The following is a 20,948-nucleotide window of genomic DNA, read 5'->3' as shown; positions in this document are numbered from 1 at the left end:
CGCCATCAGTGTCCCCGGAATCACGGTTCTCGCCGCCCCCGCCGTTCATGCGGTGTGCCCAGCCGCCCCTCCGTTGCGGCAGTACAGCAAGGTACGCAGCAGGAACAACGGGTTGCCCACCACATAGCGCATGAACAAACGCTTCGGCTCGCGCGCCAGCCGATACAGCCACTCCCCACCCAACCGCCGCAACCACTCGGGCGCCCGGCTGACCTTGCCGCCGAGAAAATCCAGGATCGCGCCGCCGCACACGATCAGGCATGGCACGCCAGCGGCAGCCAGCCTTGCCGCCACAACTTCCTGCCTGGGCATGCCCATGCCCAGCACGATCAGTTCTGGTTGCAGCTCCCTGGCCAGTTGCAGGTAGCTATCGACGCTGGCAAAGCCATCGTGGACCGACACCGGCACCACCCCGAACATGGCTGCGCTACGCTGCACGGCCTGGTCCAGATAAGGTTGCCGGGTGCCCCAGAACGCGACTCGCCGCCCACGGTAGGCAGCCAGGAGCCGAGGAATGAAGTCGGTGCCATTCATGTTGAGCCCCGGTTCAAGCCCCAGTCGCCGATACAGGATCGCCATACCGGAGCCGTCGCGCAGTAGTACGTCGGCCGCCGACAATGCCTGATGGCAGGCGCCATCGCGAACCACCAGGTTCATTGCATGGGCATTGACGAAGCCCAGCACGGTCGCGGCCTGCGTGGCGGTCAGCCTGTCCAGCAGGCGCTGCGCGGCAGTGGCATCCGCCACCACTTCAAGCTTGCCGACAATGGTGTTCCAGCGTTTCCGCCACTCAGCCATCAGTCTTTATCCCGTTTTGAACGTACCCATTCAATCTGGCGCTTGATCAGGAACCCCAGATACAACGGGACCTTCCTTACCGCATAAAACGGCGCGTACAGCAGCACGGAGAACGGGATCAGTTCGCGACAGAAGCGCGCCCAGGCCAGTGCGACGGCAAAGCCGAGCAATGCCAGCGCACAAAGGGCGATCCAGGCAGGTGCCGCCAGGCCGAACAGCAGGTATGCCAGCCAGGCCACCAGGTTGAGCCCGAGCAAGGCCAGCACCAGCAACGCCAGCGGCGGCACCAGCAGGTCAAGGGTCATGGCCAGCAAGCTGCCGTTACGCTGGGTGATTGCCGTCAGGGCACGCCTGGGCGCATCGGCCAGCATCAGGCTAAGGTGCCCATGCTCCCAGCGGGTGCGCTGGCTGCCCAGGCCTTGCTGGCTGGCAGGGAACCGGCTGCTGACCACCGCTTCGGGGCAGAACACTGGCGGCTTGCCCTGCTGGCACAGGTCCAGGCCCAGCTTCACATCCTCCACCAGGTGCCCGTTGGCCAGGTCGATCAAGGCCAGGTCACGCCAGCCGAATGCCATGCCTGCGCCCATCAACTGGCAAGGCAGGCCCAGCCGTGCCCAACCACGCGGGCGCACCAGGTTCTTGACCCGCCAGGCGAACTGGGCAACCTGCACTGCCAGCCCGGCCCCCGCCGGTGCGTGCATCAGGTACAGTGCCTGCACCGGGCGAGCGACCTCACAGTAGCGCCGCGCCAGGCGCTCGATTGCCCCCTCGCCCACCTGGCAGTCGGCATCCACCACGATCACCACCTCGGGCGGCTGACTGGCCAGATGGTGCACGCCAAAGTCCAGGGCGTAGCCCTTGCCGCGCAACCGCGTAGCGTGGCGCTCCACCACTTCGGCACCCGCCTCGCGCGCCAGTCGCGCGGTGTCGTCAGTGCAGTTGTCCGCCACCACCAGCAAGCGGTCGCCAGGCCGCAACTGCGGGGCAATGCTTGCCAGCGTGGCACCAATCATCGAAGCCTCGTCATGGGCTGGCACCAGCACTGCCACTTGCGGACGAGCGTTCTTGCCCATCGGCTGCACGCGTGCAGGCAAGCAGGCCATGAGTACCTGCACCAACAGCAGCAGCACCGGCAACAGGACGATGGTCGCCAGCATGCCCAGTAACCAAGCCAACACACTCATCATGCGGATGCCTTGAAATAGCTGGCCAACCTGGCCGCTTCGGTATCGATGTCATGCCGTTGCAGCACACGCCGGCGAGCCGCCTCGCCCATCCGCTGCAGCGCCTCGGCAGGTTGCGCCAGGCAGTCGGCCATGGCCGCCACCAGCTCGTCCACCTCGCCGGCAGGGAACAACCAGCCGTTCTCGCCCGGCCGCACCAGCTCGGGAATGCCTGCCACATAGGTGCTCAGCACTGGCCTGCGCAACGCCATGGCCTCCATGATCACCACCGGCAAACCCTCGGCAAAGCTGGGCAGCACCAGCGCACGCGCCGCAAGGATTTCTTCGCGCACCTGTGCGCTGCTGATCCAGCCGGTGATGCGCACCTGCTGCTGCAAGCCATGCCGTGCAATCAACGCCTCGATCTGCCCACGCATCTCACCATCGCCAGCCAGCACCAGCTCGAAGGCTATCGACCGGTCGGCCAGTACCCGCGCGGCCTCGAGCAACAGCAGCTGGCCTTTCTGTTCGCAAAGGCGGCCGACGCACACCAGGCGCGGCGCCATGGGCACGCCGACCGACGCCACCTCATGGAAACTGCGCTCGAGGCCGCAATGCACCACCTTCACCTTTGCCCAATGGTCGTGTGCCACCCAGCGATACAACTGGCTGCGCCCGTACGAGCTGACCGCCGCGACAAATGCGGCACGCCGCACTTTCTCGCCCAGGTGCAGGAACTGCGGCTTGTCGAACTCTTCCGGCCCATGCACGGTAAAGCTGTAGGCTGGCCCGCCGAGCACGTTGGCCAGCATCACCACCTCGGTGGAATTGGTGCCGAAATGCGCATGCACATGTCTTGCCTCACCCGCCTGCAACCATTGCAGCACCTGGCAGGCCTCGGCCAGGTACACCAGGTGGTACGGCCAGGCCCGGTCGGCCCGCCTGCCAAGGCGCAGGGCCAGCCACAGCGCCCGGAAAAACCGGCGCGGCTGCGCGCGCAGTACTCGCCAGGCCGGTGCCAGCAAACCCTTGATGCCACGCTGCAGCACATAGCGGGTCCTGGCCCGTTCGTTCGCATCCTCGGCATCCTGCAATTCGGCGTCCCACCCGCGCAGGGCAATGCGCTGCACCTCTACCCCCTGGCGCTCCAGCGCCAGGATCTCGCGGCGGATGAAACTGTGGCTGACCTTCGGGTACTGGTTTATGAAGTAGGCAATGCGCATAGGAATCCAGATCAAGACCCGCGTGATGAACCTGCAGATCTGCCACTGCAGGGCCGGCCGTTACTCAAGGTTGCCGACTACCGGCGGCCGGCGCGCCGCCGATGCCGGCTCGTCAGGTGCATCCCCCTGTTCCTCTTGTAGTCCAAGGTTGTGACCGCTGCCTGGCAACGCCGCCTGCAAGCGGGCAAAAACGTGGTCGAGCAACGCCTGGCGGCGGCGGTACATCGCCCGTTTCTTCGCCGGGATGTCCTGTTCCGCCCGCTGTGCCGCAGCGAGCGGAAGGGCCAGGAAGTCAGCATGGTTCGATGCGATAGCGCCGTGCTCCAGCCAGATCACGTCGTAATTGGCCGCCAGGTCCTGACCTTTGTGGTTGCCAAAATACGCGTGCCGATGGTGGCGGCAGGCATCAGTTACGGCATACAGGTGCGCCACGCCCAAGGTCCTGGCCAGGCACTTCAATGCCTCGAGCAACAGGCTGCGCGGGCGCAGCCCTTCGAAGTCCTTGGTCAGGTCGCGGTAGATGGCCAGGGAGGTTTCGCTGTCGATCCCCTTGTGGATGCCCTGCACTGCACCGATGAACAGGCACAGCTCGCCCTGGCTGCGGCACAGGCTGAACGCCAGGGAAGCCACGCGCAGGTCAGTCTGGAACAGGTTCAACACCAACTCGCCTTCGCGCTTGAACCAGATCGGCCGGTCCAGGACCAGGCGGCAGCCCGGCGAATAGCCGGACAGCTCGCACAGCGTCAGGCTTTCGTCCCGCCCCAGCAGCAACAGCGCCGGAAACTGCCCGGCCAGCACCTCGAAGTGCGAAGCCAGCACCTCCAGGCGCTGCGGGGCTTCCCAGCATTTGCTGAGGTACGGCCACTGCACGACACCGATGCAATCCACCCCCAGGCGCTGCAAACCTTGCTGGCCCAGCGCCGCCGTCATGCGCTGCAGGAACGCATTCAGTTCAGGCCATTGCCTGGCAATCTGCAGCGTCAACTTGTACTTGTTGTTCAGCGCCCGCAACGAGTAACCCGGTTGCAAGGTAAACACGCTTTTCACGATCGTGCCGAGCATCATGGGCCTCTTTCTCACTAGAACTGCACATAACTCATTGAATTAGCAGGGGCCCTGTGGGAGCGGCTTTAGCCGCGAACACCGGCGCAGCCGGTGCCATGCACCTCGTTGGATTCTTCGCGGCTAAAGCCGCTCCCACAGGGTAAGCGGAGTCCTTGTCACTTGTACTCGATCAACGTCGGTTTGCCGGCCGCGATGCGGTGGCGCAAGAACTTCAGTTGCCCGAGCATTTCCGGGAACTTGCCCAATACCAGAAACACCGCCTGTAGCCAGTTCTCCCGCACCGACTTGCCACCGCGGCGAGCAAGGCGTGCAGCCTGCAGCGGGTACACCAGCAGCAACAGCAGGCCCCAGCCCCCCAGCAAAAGGAAGGCCAGCACGACCACCACGGGGATGCCCAGGCCCCACAGCCAGGCCCGGCGCGATTCGCGCAGCCAGTGCCGCTCGGGTGGCCGACCATGCAGGTAGGCCCCTTCGGCATAGGCATGGCCAGCGCGCAGGCTACGCCGCCACCATTGGCTGAAACGGGTCATGGCGGCATCGTGCAGGGTCATCTCGGCGTCCAGGCGCCAGACCTTCCAGCCCTTTGCCCGCAGGCGCACGCACAGTTCGGGCTCTTCTCCGGCGATAAGCTCGGGGCGAAAGCCACCGACGGCGACAAAGGCGTCTACCCGCATCAGGGCATCGCCACCGCACGCCTTGGCCTCGCCGATGGGGGTGTCCCACTCCAGCTCGCACAACAGGTTGTACACCGACCGCTGGGGGAAGCGCTCGCGGCGGCGGCCGCACACCACTGCCACGTCGGGATGGTCGTCGAGAAACGCCTTAGCCGCAGCCAGCCAGCCGCCATCCACCTCGCAATCGCCATCGACGAACTGCACCAGCTGCATCGAGGGCAGCTGCCGCTGCAAGGCGAAAAAGCCTTCGTTGCGCGCGCGTGCGGCAGTGAACGGAGTGTCCATTCCCAGTGCCAGCACCTCTACCCCCAGGCTGCGGGCCAAATGCGGTGAGCCATCGCTGGAGCCCGAGTCGACGTACAGGACCTTGTCCGCACCCTGCAGCAGCGAACGCAGGCAACGCTCCAGGCGCTGGCCTTCGTTGCGGCCAATCACCACCACACCGATCCCGCTCGCCATGGGCTTCACTCGACGGGCACCGTGGCGGCCGGTTGCCTGGCCTTTATGATGGCCGGCACCCCTACCGCCAGCGAGTTGTCTGGCACATCTACCAGCACCACGGCGTTGGCGCCGATGATCACGTCGTTGCCGATACGGATGCTACCCAGCACCTTGGCCCCGGTGCCGATATCGACGTTGTTGCCGAACACCGGCGCAATCGGCTCGTTGACGTTCTTCAGGCCAACCACCACACCGTTGCGGATGCGGCAGTCATCGCCAAAACGGGCATAGCCGCTGATGACGATGCCGCCAAAATGGTCGATCACGAAGTTGCGGCCGATCACCACTTCGCACGGCAACTCCACACCCGTGATGATCTGCACGAACTTGAACAGCACCTTGTAGATAAGCGACAACAGCTTGCGCAGCAGTGCCGGGCGCACCCCATAGCGCCAGCGGCCGAAGCGGTACACCAGCAGTACCCAGAAACCCTGGGCGCCCCAGTCACCACCGTGGGCACGCAGGTCGGCACGAACATTCTCGAACATGGCTCCACCTACCTTGTCGGTTGGCTGGCGTACCGGGTCTTGAACAACAGAGACCAGGTCGCCCGGCAGTGACGCCAGCAGGCCTGTATCGCGCCCCGGCCGCGTCGTTTCAACAGCGCCTTGAGTGCCAGCACCAGGTCGCCCAAGGTGACCAGCAACATGTGCAGGGCAAGCCCCGCCAGCCCGTGATGCTTGCGGAAGTACAGTAGCTCGCTTTCGATCTGATAGGAGGAGATCTGCCGGCTGGCCGCCTCCAGTTCGGCCACCGATCTGGAGCTTTCCCCACCGATGTGCACCACCGTGGTGTGCGGGTAGAACACCACTTTCCAGCCGGCCGCCTTCACCCGCTTGCAGTGGTCGACCTCCTCGTAATAAAGAAAGTAGCGCGGGTCGAACAGGCCCACCTGGTCGAGCACTTCGCGGCGCACCAGGTAGAAGCAGCCAGGCAGCCAGTCGCACTCGCGGACCGAAGCGTGGTCCCAGTTCATTTCGTCGACCATCTTCAGGCCCGGGAAGAAGCGCCCCAGCCCGGTACGCCCGACGAACACGTTGAGCGGTGTAGGGAAGTAGCGGCAACTGGGCTGCAAGTCGCCGTCGCGGCCCTCCAGGCGTACCCCCAGCACCCCGCACTCCGGGTGGGCTTCCATGTAGTCGAGGGTTTTCTGCAAGGAATCGGCGGCGACGAAGGCGTCGGTGTTCAGCAGCAAGGCGTACTTGCCCTTCAAGTGCGCCAGCAACTGGTTGTTTGCCCGGCCGAACCCCACGTTCTGCCTGTTGCTCAGCAGCAGCGCTTGCGGGCACACCTCGGCCATGCGCTGTAGCGAGTCATCCACCGAGGCATTGTCCACCACCAGGTAGCTGGCCAGCCGCTCGCTGTCGGCAAGGCGCAGCGCATCGAACATCGGCTGCAGCAGCCCGGCCGTGTTGAAGTTGACCACCATGACGTCCACAGGTTTGCTAGCCATTGTTGCTGTCCCTCGAAGAAAGCCCCACGCCTTTGCAGTATCAGCACAACATTCGTCACGCCACGGCTTCCCTGGCCGCGTTCATCCTGGCATCGAGGTGGTCGGCCAGGCGTAACGCAAACTGCAGCAGCGGCATGGTCGGGTTGGAAGCACCGCCGGTGGCAAAGATGCTGCTGCCGGCGACATAAAGGTTTTCGGTGCCGAATACCCTGCAGTTGGTATCCACGACACCGAATTGCGCCGACGACGCCATGCGCGTGGTACCCATGTGGTGGGCATGTGGCGACAACCTCAGCGGTATCGAAGTGTCGTAAACGAAGTCATTGAGCTTGATGAAGCCAAGGTTCATGTCAGCCCACTGCTTGGCCAGTTCGCTGCCAATGCACTTGACGGTGTGCCGGTCATCAGCGCTCAGGGCCCAGTTGACATTGACCTTGGCCACGCCCAGCGCGTCCTTCTCGTCCAGCAGCGAAATGCGGCTGTGCAGGTTGGGGAACTGCTCGATCATGGTGCTGATGACGCCGTCACCGGGGCAACTGAACCTGGCCACGAAGGCAATCTTGCTGGCTACTCCCATGTCGCATGCCAGGTTCTCCAGAAAGTGTTTCACCTCGGCAGTACGACCATAGGTTTGCACATCGGCCAGCAAGGCGGCCCTGACGTTGCCCTTGCCTGCCTTGTATTCGTCAACGAAGGCATCGGTGGTGTAGTACTCGCGCGGTTCCGGGGCCAACCCCGACCTGAGGATGAAGGTGCCAAGATCAATGTTCAGATGCTCCATGAAACACCCGCCGACCAGCCCGCCCTTGCTCACGATCCCCGCCGCCAGCAACGACTCGCTGTTGAGCAGTTGCCGGGCATTCTCGATTGCACCGGTGGCCAGCACGAAGTTTCTTGCAGCCAGGCGCTGGCGATTGCATGCGTAATCGGAGAGTACGACTGCGGCCAGGTGGCCGGAAGACTGGTCGAACTCCAGGTTCACGCAATTGCAATTGATGAATACGTCCAGGCCTGGGGTCTGCTCCAGGGCCGTGGCGTACTTTTGCGCAAAACGCGTTGGCGGGCTGAGCAGAAAGCGGTCGGGCTCGAAGTCTCCGCCGTCGAGGCCGGCATTCAGTGCGTGAAAATCCGCCCCGGGGGGCAGGTCGACGATTTCCATGGCAGCAGGCAAGTAGCCTGCGATCTCCGAATAAGGAATGGGCCAGCCAGGCAACCCGCCAATGGGGGGAACGGCGAAGTCGGAGGGGCTGAATGGCCGGCAACGGCCTGCCCAATGGTTGGATGTGCCGCCCAGGTAACGCAGGCGGGCTTCCCCGGCGTACAGCTCCAGGCCAGTGGATGCACAGGCGTACAAGGCTTGCGAGTTCGCCGAGTATTCGCGCCCGCCACCTTCGGCTAGCAGGACGCTCCAGCCGGCGGCGGCCAGGCGCAGCCCCAGGATGATGCCCGCGGGGCCAGCACCAATGATGCAGACATCGTAACTGTCGCGCAGGGCCTTCTGCTGCTGATAGTCCTTGATCATGGGTGTTTGTCCCGAAAGTAGCGGGACGGCAATACCCAGCCGTTGATCACCACGAACCCGGGCCTGCCGGCAGGTTGGCGGGCGACGGCTGGCGTAGCAGCGAACACCACACCGCCAACGCCCAGCAGGACACAACTCTGGAGAAACCCTCTACGACCCAACTGCGCAGTACAAAAAGTAAGCTTCCCCATGATCCAGTGACCTGCATCTTTGAAAGATTCACCCGGCTAGCCGCATTGCAGCCAGTCATCAATCGACGGCATGACGTCAATCTCTACTGATTGGCTAAAAGGTCACTATAGTTTCAATCAGCCACGATGCTAGCCGTTGCCCACCGACGCAAAGGTGCACATAGCCAATGCCTGAACATTTTCGTGCGTTGATCGTCATCCTGTTTCTGGCGAGCGTGGTCTTCCTGCTGGCGCGGCGGCCTGCCACCGACCTGATTCCGCTGGGCGATTTCAAGCGCCGGCGCAATCTGTGGTTCCTGCTTACCCTGCTGGCCTTCTTTTCGCACAGTTTCTGGCTGTACCTGGGTGCTGGCGCCGTCATCCTGTACATCGCCGGGCGGCGCGAGCACAACCCCATGGCGTTGTTCTACATGCTGCTGTTCCTGATCCCGCCGGCTTCGGTGCAGGTGCCCGGGTTCGGTGTGGTCAATTACCTGGTCGACCTCAACCATATCCGCCTGCTGACCCTGTGCGTGCTGTTGCCGGCGGCACTGGCCCTGCGCCGGCAAGGCGACACCCTGCGCTTCGGCCGCACCTGGCCGGACAGGCTGTTGGCAGCCGGCCTGCTGCTGATGAGCGTGCTCTACCTGCGCGAAACCACCGTGACAGACACCCTGCGCCAGACACTGTACCTGTATGTCGACGTGCTCCTGCCGTATTACGTGGCCAGCCGTGGCCTGCGCCAGATCAGCGACTTCAAGGACACCCTGCTGGCCTTCGTGCTTGCCTCCTTCGTCCTGGCCCTGATCGGCGTGGCCGAGTACGTGCGCCACTGGCTGCTGTACAGTGCCATGGTCGACGCCATGGGCGTGCCGTGGAGCATGTCCGGCTACCTGAGCCGTGGCGGTTCGCTGCGCGCCAGCGTCACCACCGGGCAGGCGATTGCCCTGGGCTATGTGATGAGCGTGGCCATCGGCCTGTTCCTGTTTGTCCAGGGTTATGTGCGCCGCCCCCTGCACCGTGCGATGGGCGCCCTGCTGCTGGCCGCCGGGCTGTTCGCGCCACTGTCCCGTGGCCCGTGGATCGGCGCCGTGGTCATCGTCGTGGTGTTCATCGCCCTGGGCAAAGGTGCGGTCAGGCGCCTGGCGCTGCTCGCTGTGGCCGGCATGCTGGCCCTGCCCTTGCTGGCCATCGTGCCCGGTGGCGACAAGGTACTGGACATGCTGCCGTTCATTGGCAACCTCGAGAAAGAGAACATCACCTACCGCCAACAGCTGATGGACAACTCGTGGATCGTCATTCAGCGCAATCCGCTGTTCGGCTCGTTCGACTTTCGCAACACCCCGGAGATGCAATCGATGATCCAGGGTGAAGGCATCATCGACATCGTCAACACCTATATCAACCTGGCACTACGGGTCGGGCTGGTCGGGCTTGGCCTGTTCGTGGCGTTCTTCGTCACCGTACTGCACGGTATCCGCAAGGCCATGCGCAGTTTCCCCGACAAGGACGACGAGCGACGCCAGCTCGGCCGGGCATTGCTGGCGACACTGATCGGCATCCTGGTGATCATCTTCACCGTCAGCAGCATCACCTTCATCCCGGTGGTGTACTGGACTGTCGCCGGGCTGGGCGTTGCCTACATCCAGATGGCCCGCAGACTGCATGACAGCGAGGCCATCGCGCTGGCCGACCCCGGCCTTCAACCAAGGTGACCCTTATGAGCCTGCTACCCCTGCGCAGCCTGGGTTTTCAGATCCTGCTGCGGGTTTCGGCCATTGCCGGCCTGGCCTTGCTACCGCTCACCGGCTGGGCATCAGCGTGGCAAGTCAGCGTAGATGAACAGAACGGCCTGCCCTTGGTGACCCGCGGTGGTGGGCCGATGATGAAAGCCAAGTTCGACTTCTGGGCGGCCAACTGGAGCTGGACCGGTTTCTCCACCACGTTCAAGGTCAATGGCCCCTACCACTACACGCTGCAGGGAAAGAACAAGGAACTGGACTTCGACCTGGCGGCGGATATCCGCAAGGAGCAGGCGCAAACCCTGAGCTGGGCTTTCGACGTCGACGCTCATAGCCGCCAGGCCGGGGTGATGGGCGGCGGCATGGTCTTCGAGTTCGACCCTGCGCAAATTGCCGGAGACATGGGCGCCCCGCAGCTGCTGCCCGGCAACCGTGGCTGGTCATGGGGCAAGGCTGACCAGGGCCGGCGCATCGAAATGCGCTTCGAGCCACCGCTGGCCAGGATGTATTTCGAGCGCGGCAACCCGTCCGAACTGCGTGCGTTCATCTACAGCGACCCTATCAACGCCGGCCGGCAGCAGATCAAGGCGGTGCTGAACGTTACCGGCGACATCGACCTGGGGCCCACGCCCAGCGAACGCTTCGGCCTGGCCGACCCCGCCGGTTGGCCCGACGACCAACTGGACTGGCGCACCTCGCCAGTGGACCTGTCGTTCCTCAACGCTGCGCAAAAGCCTGCCGGCAAGCATGGTTTCGTCAAGGCTGTCGGCGAGCAGTTGATGTTCGAAAACAACACCCCGGTGCGCTTCTGGGGCACCAACCTGTCCGCCTATTCGTTGTTCAAGAGCCCCGACGAAGAAATCCGTCAACAGGCCAAACGCCTGTCGGCCCTGGGTTTCAACCTGGTGCGTCTGCATCACCACGACTCGCCCTGGGTCAGCCCGAACGTGTTTGGCGACGGCACCCTGGTGCGCGATACCCAGCAGCTCAGTGCCGAATCGCTGCGCAAGCTCGACCTGTGGATCAAGGCGCTCAAGGACGAGGGCATCTATATCTGGCTGGACCTGCACGTGCAGCGGGCGCTTACTGCCAAAGACAACATCGATGACTTCGAGGAACTGGCCAAGGGCGAGAACCATGTCGACCTGAAGGGTTACGCCTATATGAACCGCAGTATCCAACAGGCGATGAAGCGCTTTGCCGAGCAGTACCTGACCCATGTGAACGAATACACCGGCCTGGCCTACAAGGACGACCCGGCCATCGCTGCCGTGCTGCTCACCAATGAGAACGACCTCACCCAGCATTATGGTAATGCCCTGATGCCGAACAAGGATGTGCCGCACCACAGCGAGCGATACATGGAAGCGGCCAAAGCTTTCGCCAAACGCTATGACCTGCCCACCGACCTCACCTGGCGCGCCTGGGAGCATGGCCCCTCGAAGCTGTTTCTCAACGACCTGGAGCAGCGCTTCGACGCCGACATGATCGCCCACCTGCGCGGCCTCGGCGTGAAAGTGCCGATCGCCACTACCAGTACCTGGGGCGGCAATGGCCTGAGCGCGCTGCCGGCACTGACCACAGGCGATGTCATCGACGCCCATGGCTACGGTGCCAATGGCCAACTGGAGAAGAACCCGCTGACCAGCGACGGCCTGATCGACTGGCTCGCCGCCGCCCAGGTAGTTGGCAAGCCGCTGACCGTCAGCGAGTGGAACGCCGAACCCTTCCCGCTGCCCGACCGCCACTCGCTGCCACTGTACGTGGCCGGCACCGCTGCCCATCAGGGCTGGGACGCCATGCTGCAATACGCCTACAGCCAGCAGGCCTTCAACCCAGGTTGGCGCACGGCGGATAACTGGCACGCGTACAACGACCCGGCGATGATCGCCACGTTGCCCGCTGCCGCCCTGCTCTATCGCCGTGCGGACGTGAAGCCCGCCACCACCCGCTACGTGTTCGCGCCGACACCCGCCACCCTGTACAACCAGGAGATCACCCCGCGCAATTCACCGCTGCTGCGCACGGCAATGGAAAAGGGCCAACTGCAGATCGCCCTGCCACAGACACCGGAGTTGCCCTGGCTCAAACCCGCCGCCATCCCTGCCGGTGCGCAGGTACTGCAGGACCCGGGGCAGTCCTTGCTGCCGGCCGACGCCACGGAAGCGGTCAGCGACACCGGCGAACTCAAGCGCAACTGGCAACAGGGCATCTATACCATCGACACACCGCTGACCCAGGCCGCCACCGGATGGCTGGGAGGTCACTCGATCAGCCTGGGCGCCATTCAGGTGCAAGCAAAAACGCCGTACGCCAGCGTCGTGGTGCAAAGCCTGGACGGCAACCCCCTGGGCCAGTCGCGCGAACTGCTGCTGTCGCTAGGTACCCGTGCCGTGCCCAAGGCCGATGCCAAGACACCGTTCAACGTCGAACCGCTTGCCGGCACCTTGAGCATCAAGGCGCCTGCTGGCCTGAAACTGTTCGCCCGGGATGCACAGGCACAGTTGAAACCGTTGCCGATGGCTTACCAGGAGGGGCGCTACACGATCACGTTCGACGGCAAGTACATGTCCAACTGGCTGTTCTTGAAATAGGGTATGTGGCCATCTACCCTCACAACAGACCTGTAGCTGAAAAGCGCGGCTGTACAACAGCAAAGTCCAGGAGGCATGGATGAAGTTTCTTGTTGTCGGTGGCGCAGGCTACATAGGCTCGCACATGGTCAAGCACCTGCTCGGTGCGGGCCATGAGGTGGTGGTGGCGGACCTGGTCGCACCCGGCCCCGGTGTGCAGTGGGCGAAACTGGACATCGCAGACGAGCCCGCCCTGGATGTGCTGTTTGCTGTTTGCCGTTTCGATGCCGTGTTCCACTTTGCCTCGTTCATCCAGGTGGGCGAGTCGGTCAGCGTGCCCGGCAAGTACTACCAGAACAATGTCGCGGCCACCCTTTCCCTCCTGCAGGCCATGGTGAATGCCGGTATCAGGCACCTGGTGTTTTCGTCCAGCGCAGCCGTTTACGGCAACCCGCAGTATGTGCCGATCGACGAAGCGCATGCCAAGGGGCCGATCAACCCGTATGGGCTGAGCAAATGGATGGTCGAGCAGATTCTCGAGGACTTCGATCGGGCCTACGGCTTGAAGTCGGTATGCCTGCGTTACTTCAACGCAGCGGGCGCGGACCCGCAAGGCCAGCTGGGAGAGCGTCATGACCCGGAAACCCACCTGATCCCGTTGATCCTGCAGGCCGCTTCGGGCCGGCGTGATTCAGTAACGGTATTTGGCCGCGACTACGACACGCCGGATGGTACCTGCATACGCGACTATGTGCATGTGGCCGACCTGGCGGTTGCCCATGCACTGGCGGTGGATTACCTGCTGGCGGGTGGCGAGCGAACCGCGTTCAACCTGGGCAATGGGCGGGGTTTTTCGGTGCAGCAGGTGATCGATACGGCCCGCGCGGTGACTGGCCGGCAGATCCGCACCCTCGACGCCCCCCGCCGCCCCGGCGACCCGCCCCGGTTGGTGGCGGATGCTGGCAGGGCCATGCACGTGCTGGGCTGGCGGCCGGAGTTTGCCACGCTGGAGCCGATTGTGCGGCATGCGTGGCAGTGGGAGCTGCAGTATCCTTGGGCTCAGCACCAAAGCTGAGATTGTGGGCCCGCGTAACACCGGCCTAGCCGATACCAAACACCGCATCGCCTGTTTCGCGGGTAAACCCGCTCCCACACCTGCCGAAGGAACGCGCCATACCTGTGGGAGCGGGCGCGCCCGCGAACACCGGCGTAGCCGGTGCCACCACCGCGTCGCCTGCTTCGCGGGCATGCCCGCTCCCACAGAGTCCCTCGTCAGATGAAGGAATGCGCCATACCTGTGGGAGCGGGTTCACCCGCGAACACCGGCGCAGCCGGTGCCAGCCACCGCGTCGCCTGCTTCGCGGGCATGCCCGCTCCCACAGAGTCCCTCGTCAGTTGAAGGAATGCGCCATACCTGTGGGAGCGGGTTCACCCGCGAACACCGGCGCAGCCGGTGCCAGCCACCGCGTCGCCTGCTTCGCGGGCATGCCCGCTCCCACAGGGCCCCCACCAGCTGAGGGAATGCGCCATACCTGTGGGAGCGGGTTCACCCGCGAACACCGGCGTAGCCGGTGCCAGCCACCGCGTCGCCTGCTTCGCGGGCATGCCCGCTCCCACAAGGACCCCACCAGCTGAGGGAATGCGCCATACCTGTGGGAGCGGGTTCACCCGCGAACACCGGCGCAGCCGGTGCCAGCCACCGCGTCGCCTGCTTCGCGGGCATGCCCGCTCCCACAGAGTCCCTCGTCAGTTGAAGGAATGCGCCATACCTGTGGGAGCGGGTTCACCCGCGAACACCGGCGCAGCCGGTGCCAGCCACCGCGTCGCCTGCTTCGCGGGCATGCCCGCTCCCACAGGGCCCCCACCAGCTGAGGGAATGCGCCATACCTGTGGGAGCGGGTTCACCCGCGAACACCGGCACAGCCGGTGCCATCCACCGCGTCGCCTGCTTCGCGGGTAAACCCGCTCCCACAGGGCCCCCACCAGTTGAAGGAACGTGCCATACCTGTGGGAGCGGGCGCGCCCGCGAATACCGGCGCAGCCGGTGCCAGCCAGTCCGGCCAGCATTCAGAGAAATGTCTGCCGGATCCGCTTCTTGTCGATCTTGCCAACGCTGGTCTTGGGGATCTCCTCCACGCAGCGCAACTGCCGTGGTATCGCCCATTTGTTCAGGTGCCCGCTGTCGACAAACGGCTGCAGATGCCCTGCCAATGCCGCCTGGTCGAATTGCATGCCATCACAACAGACGACCAAGGCCAACGGCTGCTCACCCCACTGCGCGTCCGGGATGCCGATCACCGCCACCGATGCGACAGCCGGATGCTGGCTGATCAGGTTTTCCAGCGCCACCGAGCTTACCCACTCGCCACCGGTCTTGATCACATCCTTGATCCGGTCGCGAATACGCACCACACCCACAGGGTCGATGCAGGCCAGGTCGCCAGTGTGCAGCCAGCCTCCCAGCCACAACGCGGCACCCTGCTCCGGTTCATGCAGGTAGCCCTGGGTCAGCCACGGCGCACGCACCACGATTTCACCCAGGCTTTCGCCATCACGGGGCACATCATTGCCTTCTGCGTCGATAATGCGCAGGTCCACCAGGGCAATCGGCACGCCGGCATCGATACGTAGCGGCAGCTGTTGCGCCATGGGCAATGCCAGCAGGTCGGCGCTCAAGTGGGTGATGCTGAGCAGCGGGCAGCTTTCCGACATGCCGTAGCCACAATGCACACTGATGCCGCGCTCGCTGGCACGCTGCGCCAGGCCCAGGGTCAGCGCACTGCCGCCCAGCAGCATCTTCCAGCCGGTCAGGTCGGCGCGGCGCCCTTCCTCGCTGTCGAGCATCATCTGCAGCACCGTGGGCACACAATGGGAGAACGTCACGCCCTCGTCGCGGTACAGGCACACCAGGCGGTTGGGCTCGTAGCGCCCGGGGTAGACCTGCTTGATGCCCAGCGCCGTGGCCACGTAGGGCACGCCCCAGGCATGCACATGGAACATCGGCGTGATGGGCATGTACACATCGCCGCTGCGCAACAGCGGCACCTCGCCGCAGGCAGCCAGGGTGCCCTGCTCGACCAGGGTATGCAGCACCAGTTGCCGGTGGCTGAAGTACACGCCCTTCGGGTTGCCGGTGGTGCCGCTGGTGTAGAACAGCGTGGCCAATGAGTGCTCGTCGAAATCGGCGAAGTCGAACTGCGGCTCGGCAGCCGCCAGCAGCGCTTCGTACTCACCCAGCAACGGGACGTCTTGTGTTGCCGGGCCACCTTCGGCGAGGCGAATGAACCCCTTGACCGTGGGCAAGTCATCGCGCAATTGCGCCATCAACGGCAAAAAATCGTCATGAACCAGTACCAGGCGGTCCTCGGCATGGTTCATGGTGTAGCGCACCTGCTCGGTGGACAGCCGTACGTTCACCGTGTGCAGCACCGCACCCAGCATCGGTACGGCAAAGAAGCATTCCAGCGCCCGGTGGCTGTCCCAGTCGAGCAACGCCACGGTGTCGCCAGGCTTGACTCCGGCGGCGGTCAGCACGTTGGCCAGCCGCTGGATGCGTTCGAGCAGCGTGGTGTAGGTGTAGCGCAGCTTGTCGGCGTAGACGATTTCCTGGTTGGGCTGGTAGCGCACGCCCGACAGCAGCAGGCGCTTGATCAGCAGTGGATAGGCATAGGCCTGCTCGGCCGCGGGCATGACGCGCGTGGTGATCATGTCGGCGGCCTTCACAGTTGCCCAGCCTCGAGCAGATACAGGCTGTCGCTACCGGCCTTCACACTGGCATTCAGCGAATGAATGCGTGGCAGCAGGCGGGCAAAGTAGAACCGCGCGGTGCCCAGCTTGCTCAGGTGGAACGGCTCGGGGGCCGAATGACACTGGCATACCACGGCCATGCGTGCCCACAGGTAGGCGTAGAAGGTGTAGCCAAACACTTGTAGGTACTCCACCGCCGCCGCACCAAGCTCCCGCGGGTTGCCCTGGGCCCGGTCGAGCAACCAGGCGGTCAGCTCATCGAGGTTGCGCACGGCAGCCAGCAGCGGCGCGCCGAACTCCGCGCTCGCTGCAGGCAACGCCTGGGCAAAGGCGGAAATTTCATCGGACACACTGCGATAGGCCTGGCCGCCATCGCCAAACAGTTTGCGCCCCACCAGGTCGAGGGCCTGGATGCCGTTGGTACCTTCGTAGATCTGGGTAATGCGGCAGTCGCGGATCAATTGCTCCTGGCCCCACTCGCGGATATAGCCATGGCCGCCCAGCACCTGTTGGCCGTGCACGGTGGTCTCCAGCCCCATGTCGGTGAGGAAGGCCTTGGCCACCGGTGTGAGCAACGCCACCTTGGCCTCGGCCTGGGCGCGTGCGGCCGGTACTTCGCTGTACCTGGCCAGGTCGAGTTGCAGCGCAACGTAGGTAGAAAAGGCCCGCCCGCCTTCGTTCAGCGCTTTCATGGTCAGCAGCATGCGCCGCACGTCCGGGTGGACGACGATAGGGTCTGCACTTTGCGTCGGCGCTTCGGCGCCCGTCGGCGCACGGCCTTGCTGGCGGTCACGGGCATAGGCGATGGCGCCCTGATAGGAGCGTTCGCCCAGGGCCAGGCCCTGGATACCTACGCCCAGGCGCTCGTAGTTCATCATGGTGAACATTGCCGCCAGGCCCTTGTTCGGCTCGCCGACCAGATAGCCGATGGCGCCGTCGAAGTTCATCACGCAGGTGGCCGAGGCCTTGATGCCCATCTTGTGTTCGATCGACCCGCAACTCACCGCATTGGCCTCGCCCAGCATGCCATCGGCGTCTACCAGTACCTTGGGCACCAGGAACAGCGAGATGCCCTTGGGCCCGGCGGGCGCATCCGGCAGCCGCGCCAGCACCAGGTGGATGATGTTCTCGGTCAGGTCCTGCTCACCGCCTGTGATGAAGATCTTGGTACCGGTGATGCGGTAACGGCCATCGGCGCCTGGCTCGGCACGGGTGCGGATCAGGCCCAGGTCAGTGCCGGCGTGCGGCTCGGTCAGGCACATCGAACCGGCCCAGCGCCCTTGGTACATGGGCGGCAGGTACAGCGCCTTCAACGGCTCGCTGGCATGGTTGAGCAGCGCCAGGCAGGCCCCGGCCGTCAGCATCGGGTACAGGCCGAACGACAGGTTGGCGGCATTGAGCATTTCTTCGAGCTGGGCGCCGATCACTTTCGGCATGCCCATGCCCCCATATTCCGGGGCACCGGCGACGCCCACCCAGCCATCGGCGGCAAATGCCCGGTAGGCATCGGCGAAACCATCGGGGGTGCGTACCCGGCCCGCCTCCCAGCGGCAACCCTGCTCGTCGCCACTGCGGTTGAGCGGTGCGACCACCTGGGCGATCAGCCTGCCGGCCTGTTCGAGCACGGCCCGGGCAGTATCGCCATCGACCTGCTCGGCCAAGGCGGGCGTTTGCGCCCACCAGGCCGGTATGTCGAACACTTCGTTGAACAGAAAATCCATGTCGCGCAGTGGCGGAAGGTAATCAGACATGAGGCGAACACTCGGTTTCTTGGGTTTGCGGAAGCGACGTGGCCTGGGCCTCGGCAGGCACCGGGGCGGCCTGGCCACGCAGGAGGAAATGCGACAACGCAGGGATCAGCACCAGCGCACCGAGCATGTTCCACAGGAACATGAAGGTCAGCAGCAGGCCCATGTCGGCCTGGAACTTGATCGGCGACCAGGCCCAGCCGACCACACCGGCCGCCAGGGTAATACCGACCAGCCCCACCACCCGGCCGGTGAAGGCCACGGCTTTCTGGTAGGCCTGGGCCAGGCTCAGCCCGGCGCGCTGGTAATGCAGTTGCACGCTGAGCAGGTACAGCGCGTAGTCCACACCAATGCCTACGCCCAGGGCGATCACCGGCAAGGTGGCGACCTTGACGCCAATGCCCATGGCTACCATCAGCGCCTCGCACAGTACCGAGGTGAGCATCAGCGGCAGGATCGCCACCAGCGTTGCGCGCCAGCTGCGGAAGGTGAACAGGCAGAACAGCGTGACTGCCAGGTACACCAGCAACAGCATGCGGTGGTTGGCCTCGCGGACCACCACGTTGGTGGCGGCCTCGATACCGGCGCTGCCGGCGGCCAGCAGGAACTGGTGATCGGCGTTGCTGTTGGCCTGGGCAAAACGTTCGGCCACGGCGGCCACCTGGGCCAGGGTGTCGGCCCGATGGTCCTTGAGGTAGGCGATTACCGGCATCAGCGAGCAATCGTTGTTGAACAGCTCGGGGGCGTTGACCGAGGCCTGCTGGGCGGCATAGTTGAGCACGTCCTGGTTGCGCTGCAGGCTGTTCAGGCGCGGGTTGCCTTCGTAGGTGCCGGCGGTGATCTGGCGCACTGCGTTGGCCAGCGACACGGTGGTCTGCACACCCGGCAATTGCTGCAGCTCCCAGGCCAGGCGGTCGGCAAGGACCAGTGTCTGGTATTGCAGGCAGCCTTCCGGAGCGGTCTTGACCATGACCGCGAAAGTATCGCTGGACAACGCGTAGTGCTGGGTGATGTAGGCGTTGTCGAGGTTGTAGCGGGAGTCGGCGCGCAGCTCGGGGGCACCGCTGTCGAGATCGCCGATTTTCAATTGCATGCTGCCCCAGATGCCAAGGGCGCCCAGGGCCAGGGCCACCAGCAGTGTGACGCTGGCCCATTTGCGTTCGGTGAAGCGGTCGAGCACGCGCCATGGATTGATTGGGGCTGCGTTGCAGCCCTTCGCGGGCATGCCCGCTCCCACAGGGACCGCGTCAGCTTCAAGTCTATCGCGATACCTGTGGGAGCGGGCATGCCCGCGAAGGGCCGCAGAGCGGCCCCAACGAGCATCAATCTCCAGGGCCCGCTCGGCAGCCTTGCGGCCCACACCCACATACGACAGCGCCACCGGCATCAGCAGCAACGAGGTGAAAATCAGCACCGCCACACCGATGCTGGCGGTGATGGCCAGGTCCTGGATCACCGGGATGTCGATCAGCATCAGCACGGCAAAGCCCACCGCATCGGCCAGCAACGCGGTCACCCCGGCCACGAACAGGCGGCGGAAGGTATAGCGCGCCGCTACCTGGCGATGGGTGCCACGGCCAATGTCCTGAAGGATGCCGTTCATCTTCTGCGCAGCGTGGGACACGCCAATGGCGAAGATCAGGAACGGCACCAGGATCGAATACGGGTCGATGGCGTAGCCCAGCCAGGCGACGATACCCAGCTGCCACACCACCGCTGCCAGCGAACACAGCACCACCAGCAGGGTGCTGCGCACGCAACGGGTGTAGCAGTAGATGATCACCAGGCTGGTCAGCACCGCCAGGGCGAAGAACGCCATCACCTGGATCAGCCCGTCGATCAGGTCACCCATCAGCTTGGCAAAGCCGATCACATGGATACGGTACTGGCCGCTGGCCTGGTACTGGCTGCGCAGTTGTTCAAGCTTCTGCGAGAAGGCGTGGTAGTCGAGGCCCTTGCCGGTGGCCGAATCCTGGTCGAGCAGCGGCACGACCAGCATGCTCGACTTGAAGTCACGCGCCACCAGGCTGCCGACGATGTTGGCGCGCTCAATGTTCTGCCGCAGTTGCTCGATGTCGCCCGCAGCGCCCTGGTAGCCGTCGGGCATCACCGGGCCGCCCTGGAAACCTTCCTCGGTCACCTCGGTCCAGCGCACCGCCGGGCTCCACAACGACTTCACCCAGGCCCGGTCCACGCCCTGGCTGAGGAACAGCTCGTCGTTGATGTGGCGCAGGGTCTGCAGGTAGCCCGGGTCGAAGATGTCGCCCTGGGTGTTCTCCACCACCACCCGCACCGCGTTGCCCAGGCCACGCAGCGATGGGCGGTTTTCCAGGTAATTCTGGATGTACGGGTGGCTCTGCGGCAGCATCTTGTCGAAACTTGGGCGCAGCTCCAGTCGGGTCAGCGCCATGTAGCCCAGCACCAGGGTCGCCAGCAGCATGCACAGCAGGAACGGCAGGCGATGGTTGAACACCAGGCGCTCCAGGGCATTGCCCGAGCCTGGGTCGAAATCGTCGAGGTTGCGGATTACCGGCAGGGTATCTTGGCGGGTAGCGGCCATCAGGGTCTT

General features: G+C 64.4%; 14 protein-coding genes. 3 read left to right on the top strand and 11 right to left on the bottom strand.

What is annotated here, in order from left to right:
- Window positions 1–45: 45 nt before the first annotated feature.
- The 8 genes from RIN61_RS24915 to RIN61_RS24880 form a co-directional block, all read right to left on the bottom strand.
- The gene (locus RIN61_RS24915) at window positions 46–798 is read right to left on the bottom strand and encodes a WecB/TagA/CpsF family glycosyltransferase (RefSeq protein WP_112253965.1); all 753 of its coding nucleotides are present in this window, start codon (window positions 796–798) and stop codon (window positions 46–48) included.
- A complete protein-coding gene (locus tag RIN61_RS24910; RefSeq protein WP_313854783.1) occupies window positions 798–1,985 on the bottom strand; it encodes a glycosyltransferase family 2 protein in 1,188 nt (395 codons plus the stop codon). The genes RIN61_RS24915 and RIN61_RS24910 overlap by 1 nt, the downstream gene beginning before the upstream one ends.
- Window positions 1,982–3,184 (bottom strand): glycosyltransferase, encoded by a 1,203-nt coding sequence (locus RIN61_RS24905; protein ID WP_313854781.1) that lies wholly within the window; start codon window positions 3,182–3,184, stop codon window positions 1,982–1,984. The genes RIN61_RS24910 and RIN61_RS24905 overlap by 4 nt, the downstream gene beginning before the upstream one ends.
- Before the next feature lie 60 nt (window positions 3,185–3,244).
- Window positions 3,245–4,249, bottom strand: a complete 1,005-nt coding sequence (locus tag RIN61_RS24900) for a VirK/YbjX family protein (protein ID WP_313854779.1) — start codon at window positions 4,247–4,249, stop codon at window positions 3,245–3,247.
- A gap of 155 nt (window positions 4,250–4,404) precedes the next feature.
- Window positions 4,405–5,382, bottom strand: coding sequence for a glycosyltransferase family 2 protein (locus tag RIN61_RS24895; RefSeq protein WP_207878081.1), 978 nt, complete (start codon window positions 5,380–5,382; stop codon window positions 4,405–4,407).
- 5 nt (window positions 5,383–5,387) lie between these two features.
- Window positions 5,388–5,912, bottom strand: coding sequence for a serine O-acetyltransferase (locus RIN61_RS24890; protein WP_112253960.1), 525 nt, complete (start codon window positions 5,910–5,912; stop codon window positions 5,388–5,390).
- Window positions 5,913–5,920: 8 nt separating this feature from the next.
- Window positions 5,921–6,877, bottom strand: a complete 957-nt coding sequence (locus RIN61_RS24885; protein ID WP_215520907.1) for a glycosyltransferase family 2 protein — start codon at window positions 6,875–6,877, stop codon at window positions 5,921–5,923.
- A gap of 55 nt (window positions 6,878–6,932) precedes the next feature.
- On the bottom strand, window positions 6,933–8,399 hold the full coding sequence (locus RIN61_RS24880; RefSeq protein ID WP_112253958.1) for an FAD-dependent oxidoreductase: 1,467 nt from the start codon (window positions 8,397–8,399) through the stop codon (window positions 6,933–6,935).
- 358 nt (window positions 8,400–8,757) lie between these two features.
- Between RIN61_RS24880 and RIN61_RS24875 the strand changes: the two genes are divergently transcribed.
- From RIN61_RS24875 to galE, 3 genes are all read left to right on the top strand, one after another.
- Window positions 8,758–10,284, top strand: a complete 1,527-nt coding sequence (locus RIN61_RS24875) for an O-antigen ligase family protein (protein WP_313854776.1) — start codon at window positions 8,758–8,760, stop codon at window positions 10,282–10,284.
- A gap of 5 nt (window positions 10,285–10,289) precedes the next feature.
- A complete protein-coding gene (locus RIN61_RS24870; protein WP_313854775.1) occupies window positions 10,290–12,905 on the top strand; it encodes a cellulase family glycosylhydrolase in 2,616 nt (871 codons plus the stop codon).
- A 79-nt stretch (window positions 12,906–12,984) separates the two neighbouring features.
- A complete protein-coding gene (gene galE / locus RIN61_RS24865; RefSeq protein WP_252378549.1) occupies window positions 12,985–13,959 on the top strand; it encodes a UDP-glucose 4-epimerase GalE in 975 nt (324 codons plus the stop codon).
- A 992-nt stretch (window positions 13,960–14,951) separates the two neighbouring features.
- On the opposite strand, the gene RIN61_RS24860 is transcribed toward galE, so the two are convergent.
- The 3 genes from RIN61_RS24860 to RIN61_RS24850 are packed head-to-tail and all read right to left on the bottom strand — an operon-like array spanning window position 14,952 to window position 20,939.
- Window positions 14,952–16,592, bottom strand: a complete 1,641-nt coding sequence (locus tag RIN61_RS24860; protein ID WP_313854773.1) for a fatty acid--CoA ligase — start codon at window positions 16,590–16,592, stop codon at window positions 14,952–14,954.
- Between the two features lie 11 nt (window positions 16,593–16,603).
- Window positions 16,604–18,382 carry an acyl-CoA dehydrogenase C-terminal domain-containing protein gene (locus tag RIN61_RS24855; RefSeq protein WP_313854771.1) on the bottom strand — a complete coding sequence of 593 codons (1,779 nt, stop codon included), beginning with the start codon at window positions 18,380–18,382 and terminating at the stop codon, window positions 16,604–16,606.
- Window positions 18,375–20,939 (bottom strand): efflux RND transporter permease subunit, encoded by a 2,565-nt coding sequence (locus tag RIN61_RS24850; RefSeq protein ID WP_313854770.1) that lies wholly within the window; start codon window positions 20,937–20,939, stop codon window positions 18,375–18,377. The genes RIN61_RS24855 and RIN61_RS24850 overlap by 8 nt, the downstream gene beginning before the upstream one ends.
- Between the last annotated feature and the right edge of the window lie 9 nt (window positions 20,940–20,948).

Origin of the sequence: Pseudomonas inefficax, from assembly GCF_032164165.1 — a bacterium.
Classification (GTDB): Bacteria; Pseudomonadota; Gammaproteobacteria; order Pseudomonadales; family Pseudomonadaceae; genus Aquipseudomonas; species Aquipseudomonas inefficax.
Note: the sequence above shows the minus strand (reverse complement) of the source record. Positions and strands in the feature narration are given on the sequence as shown.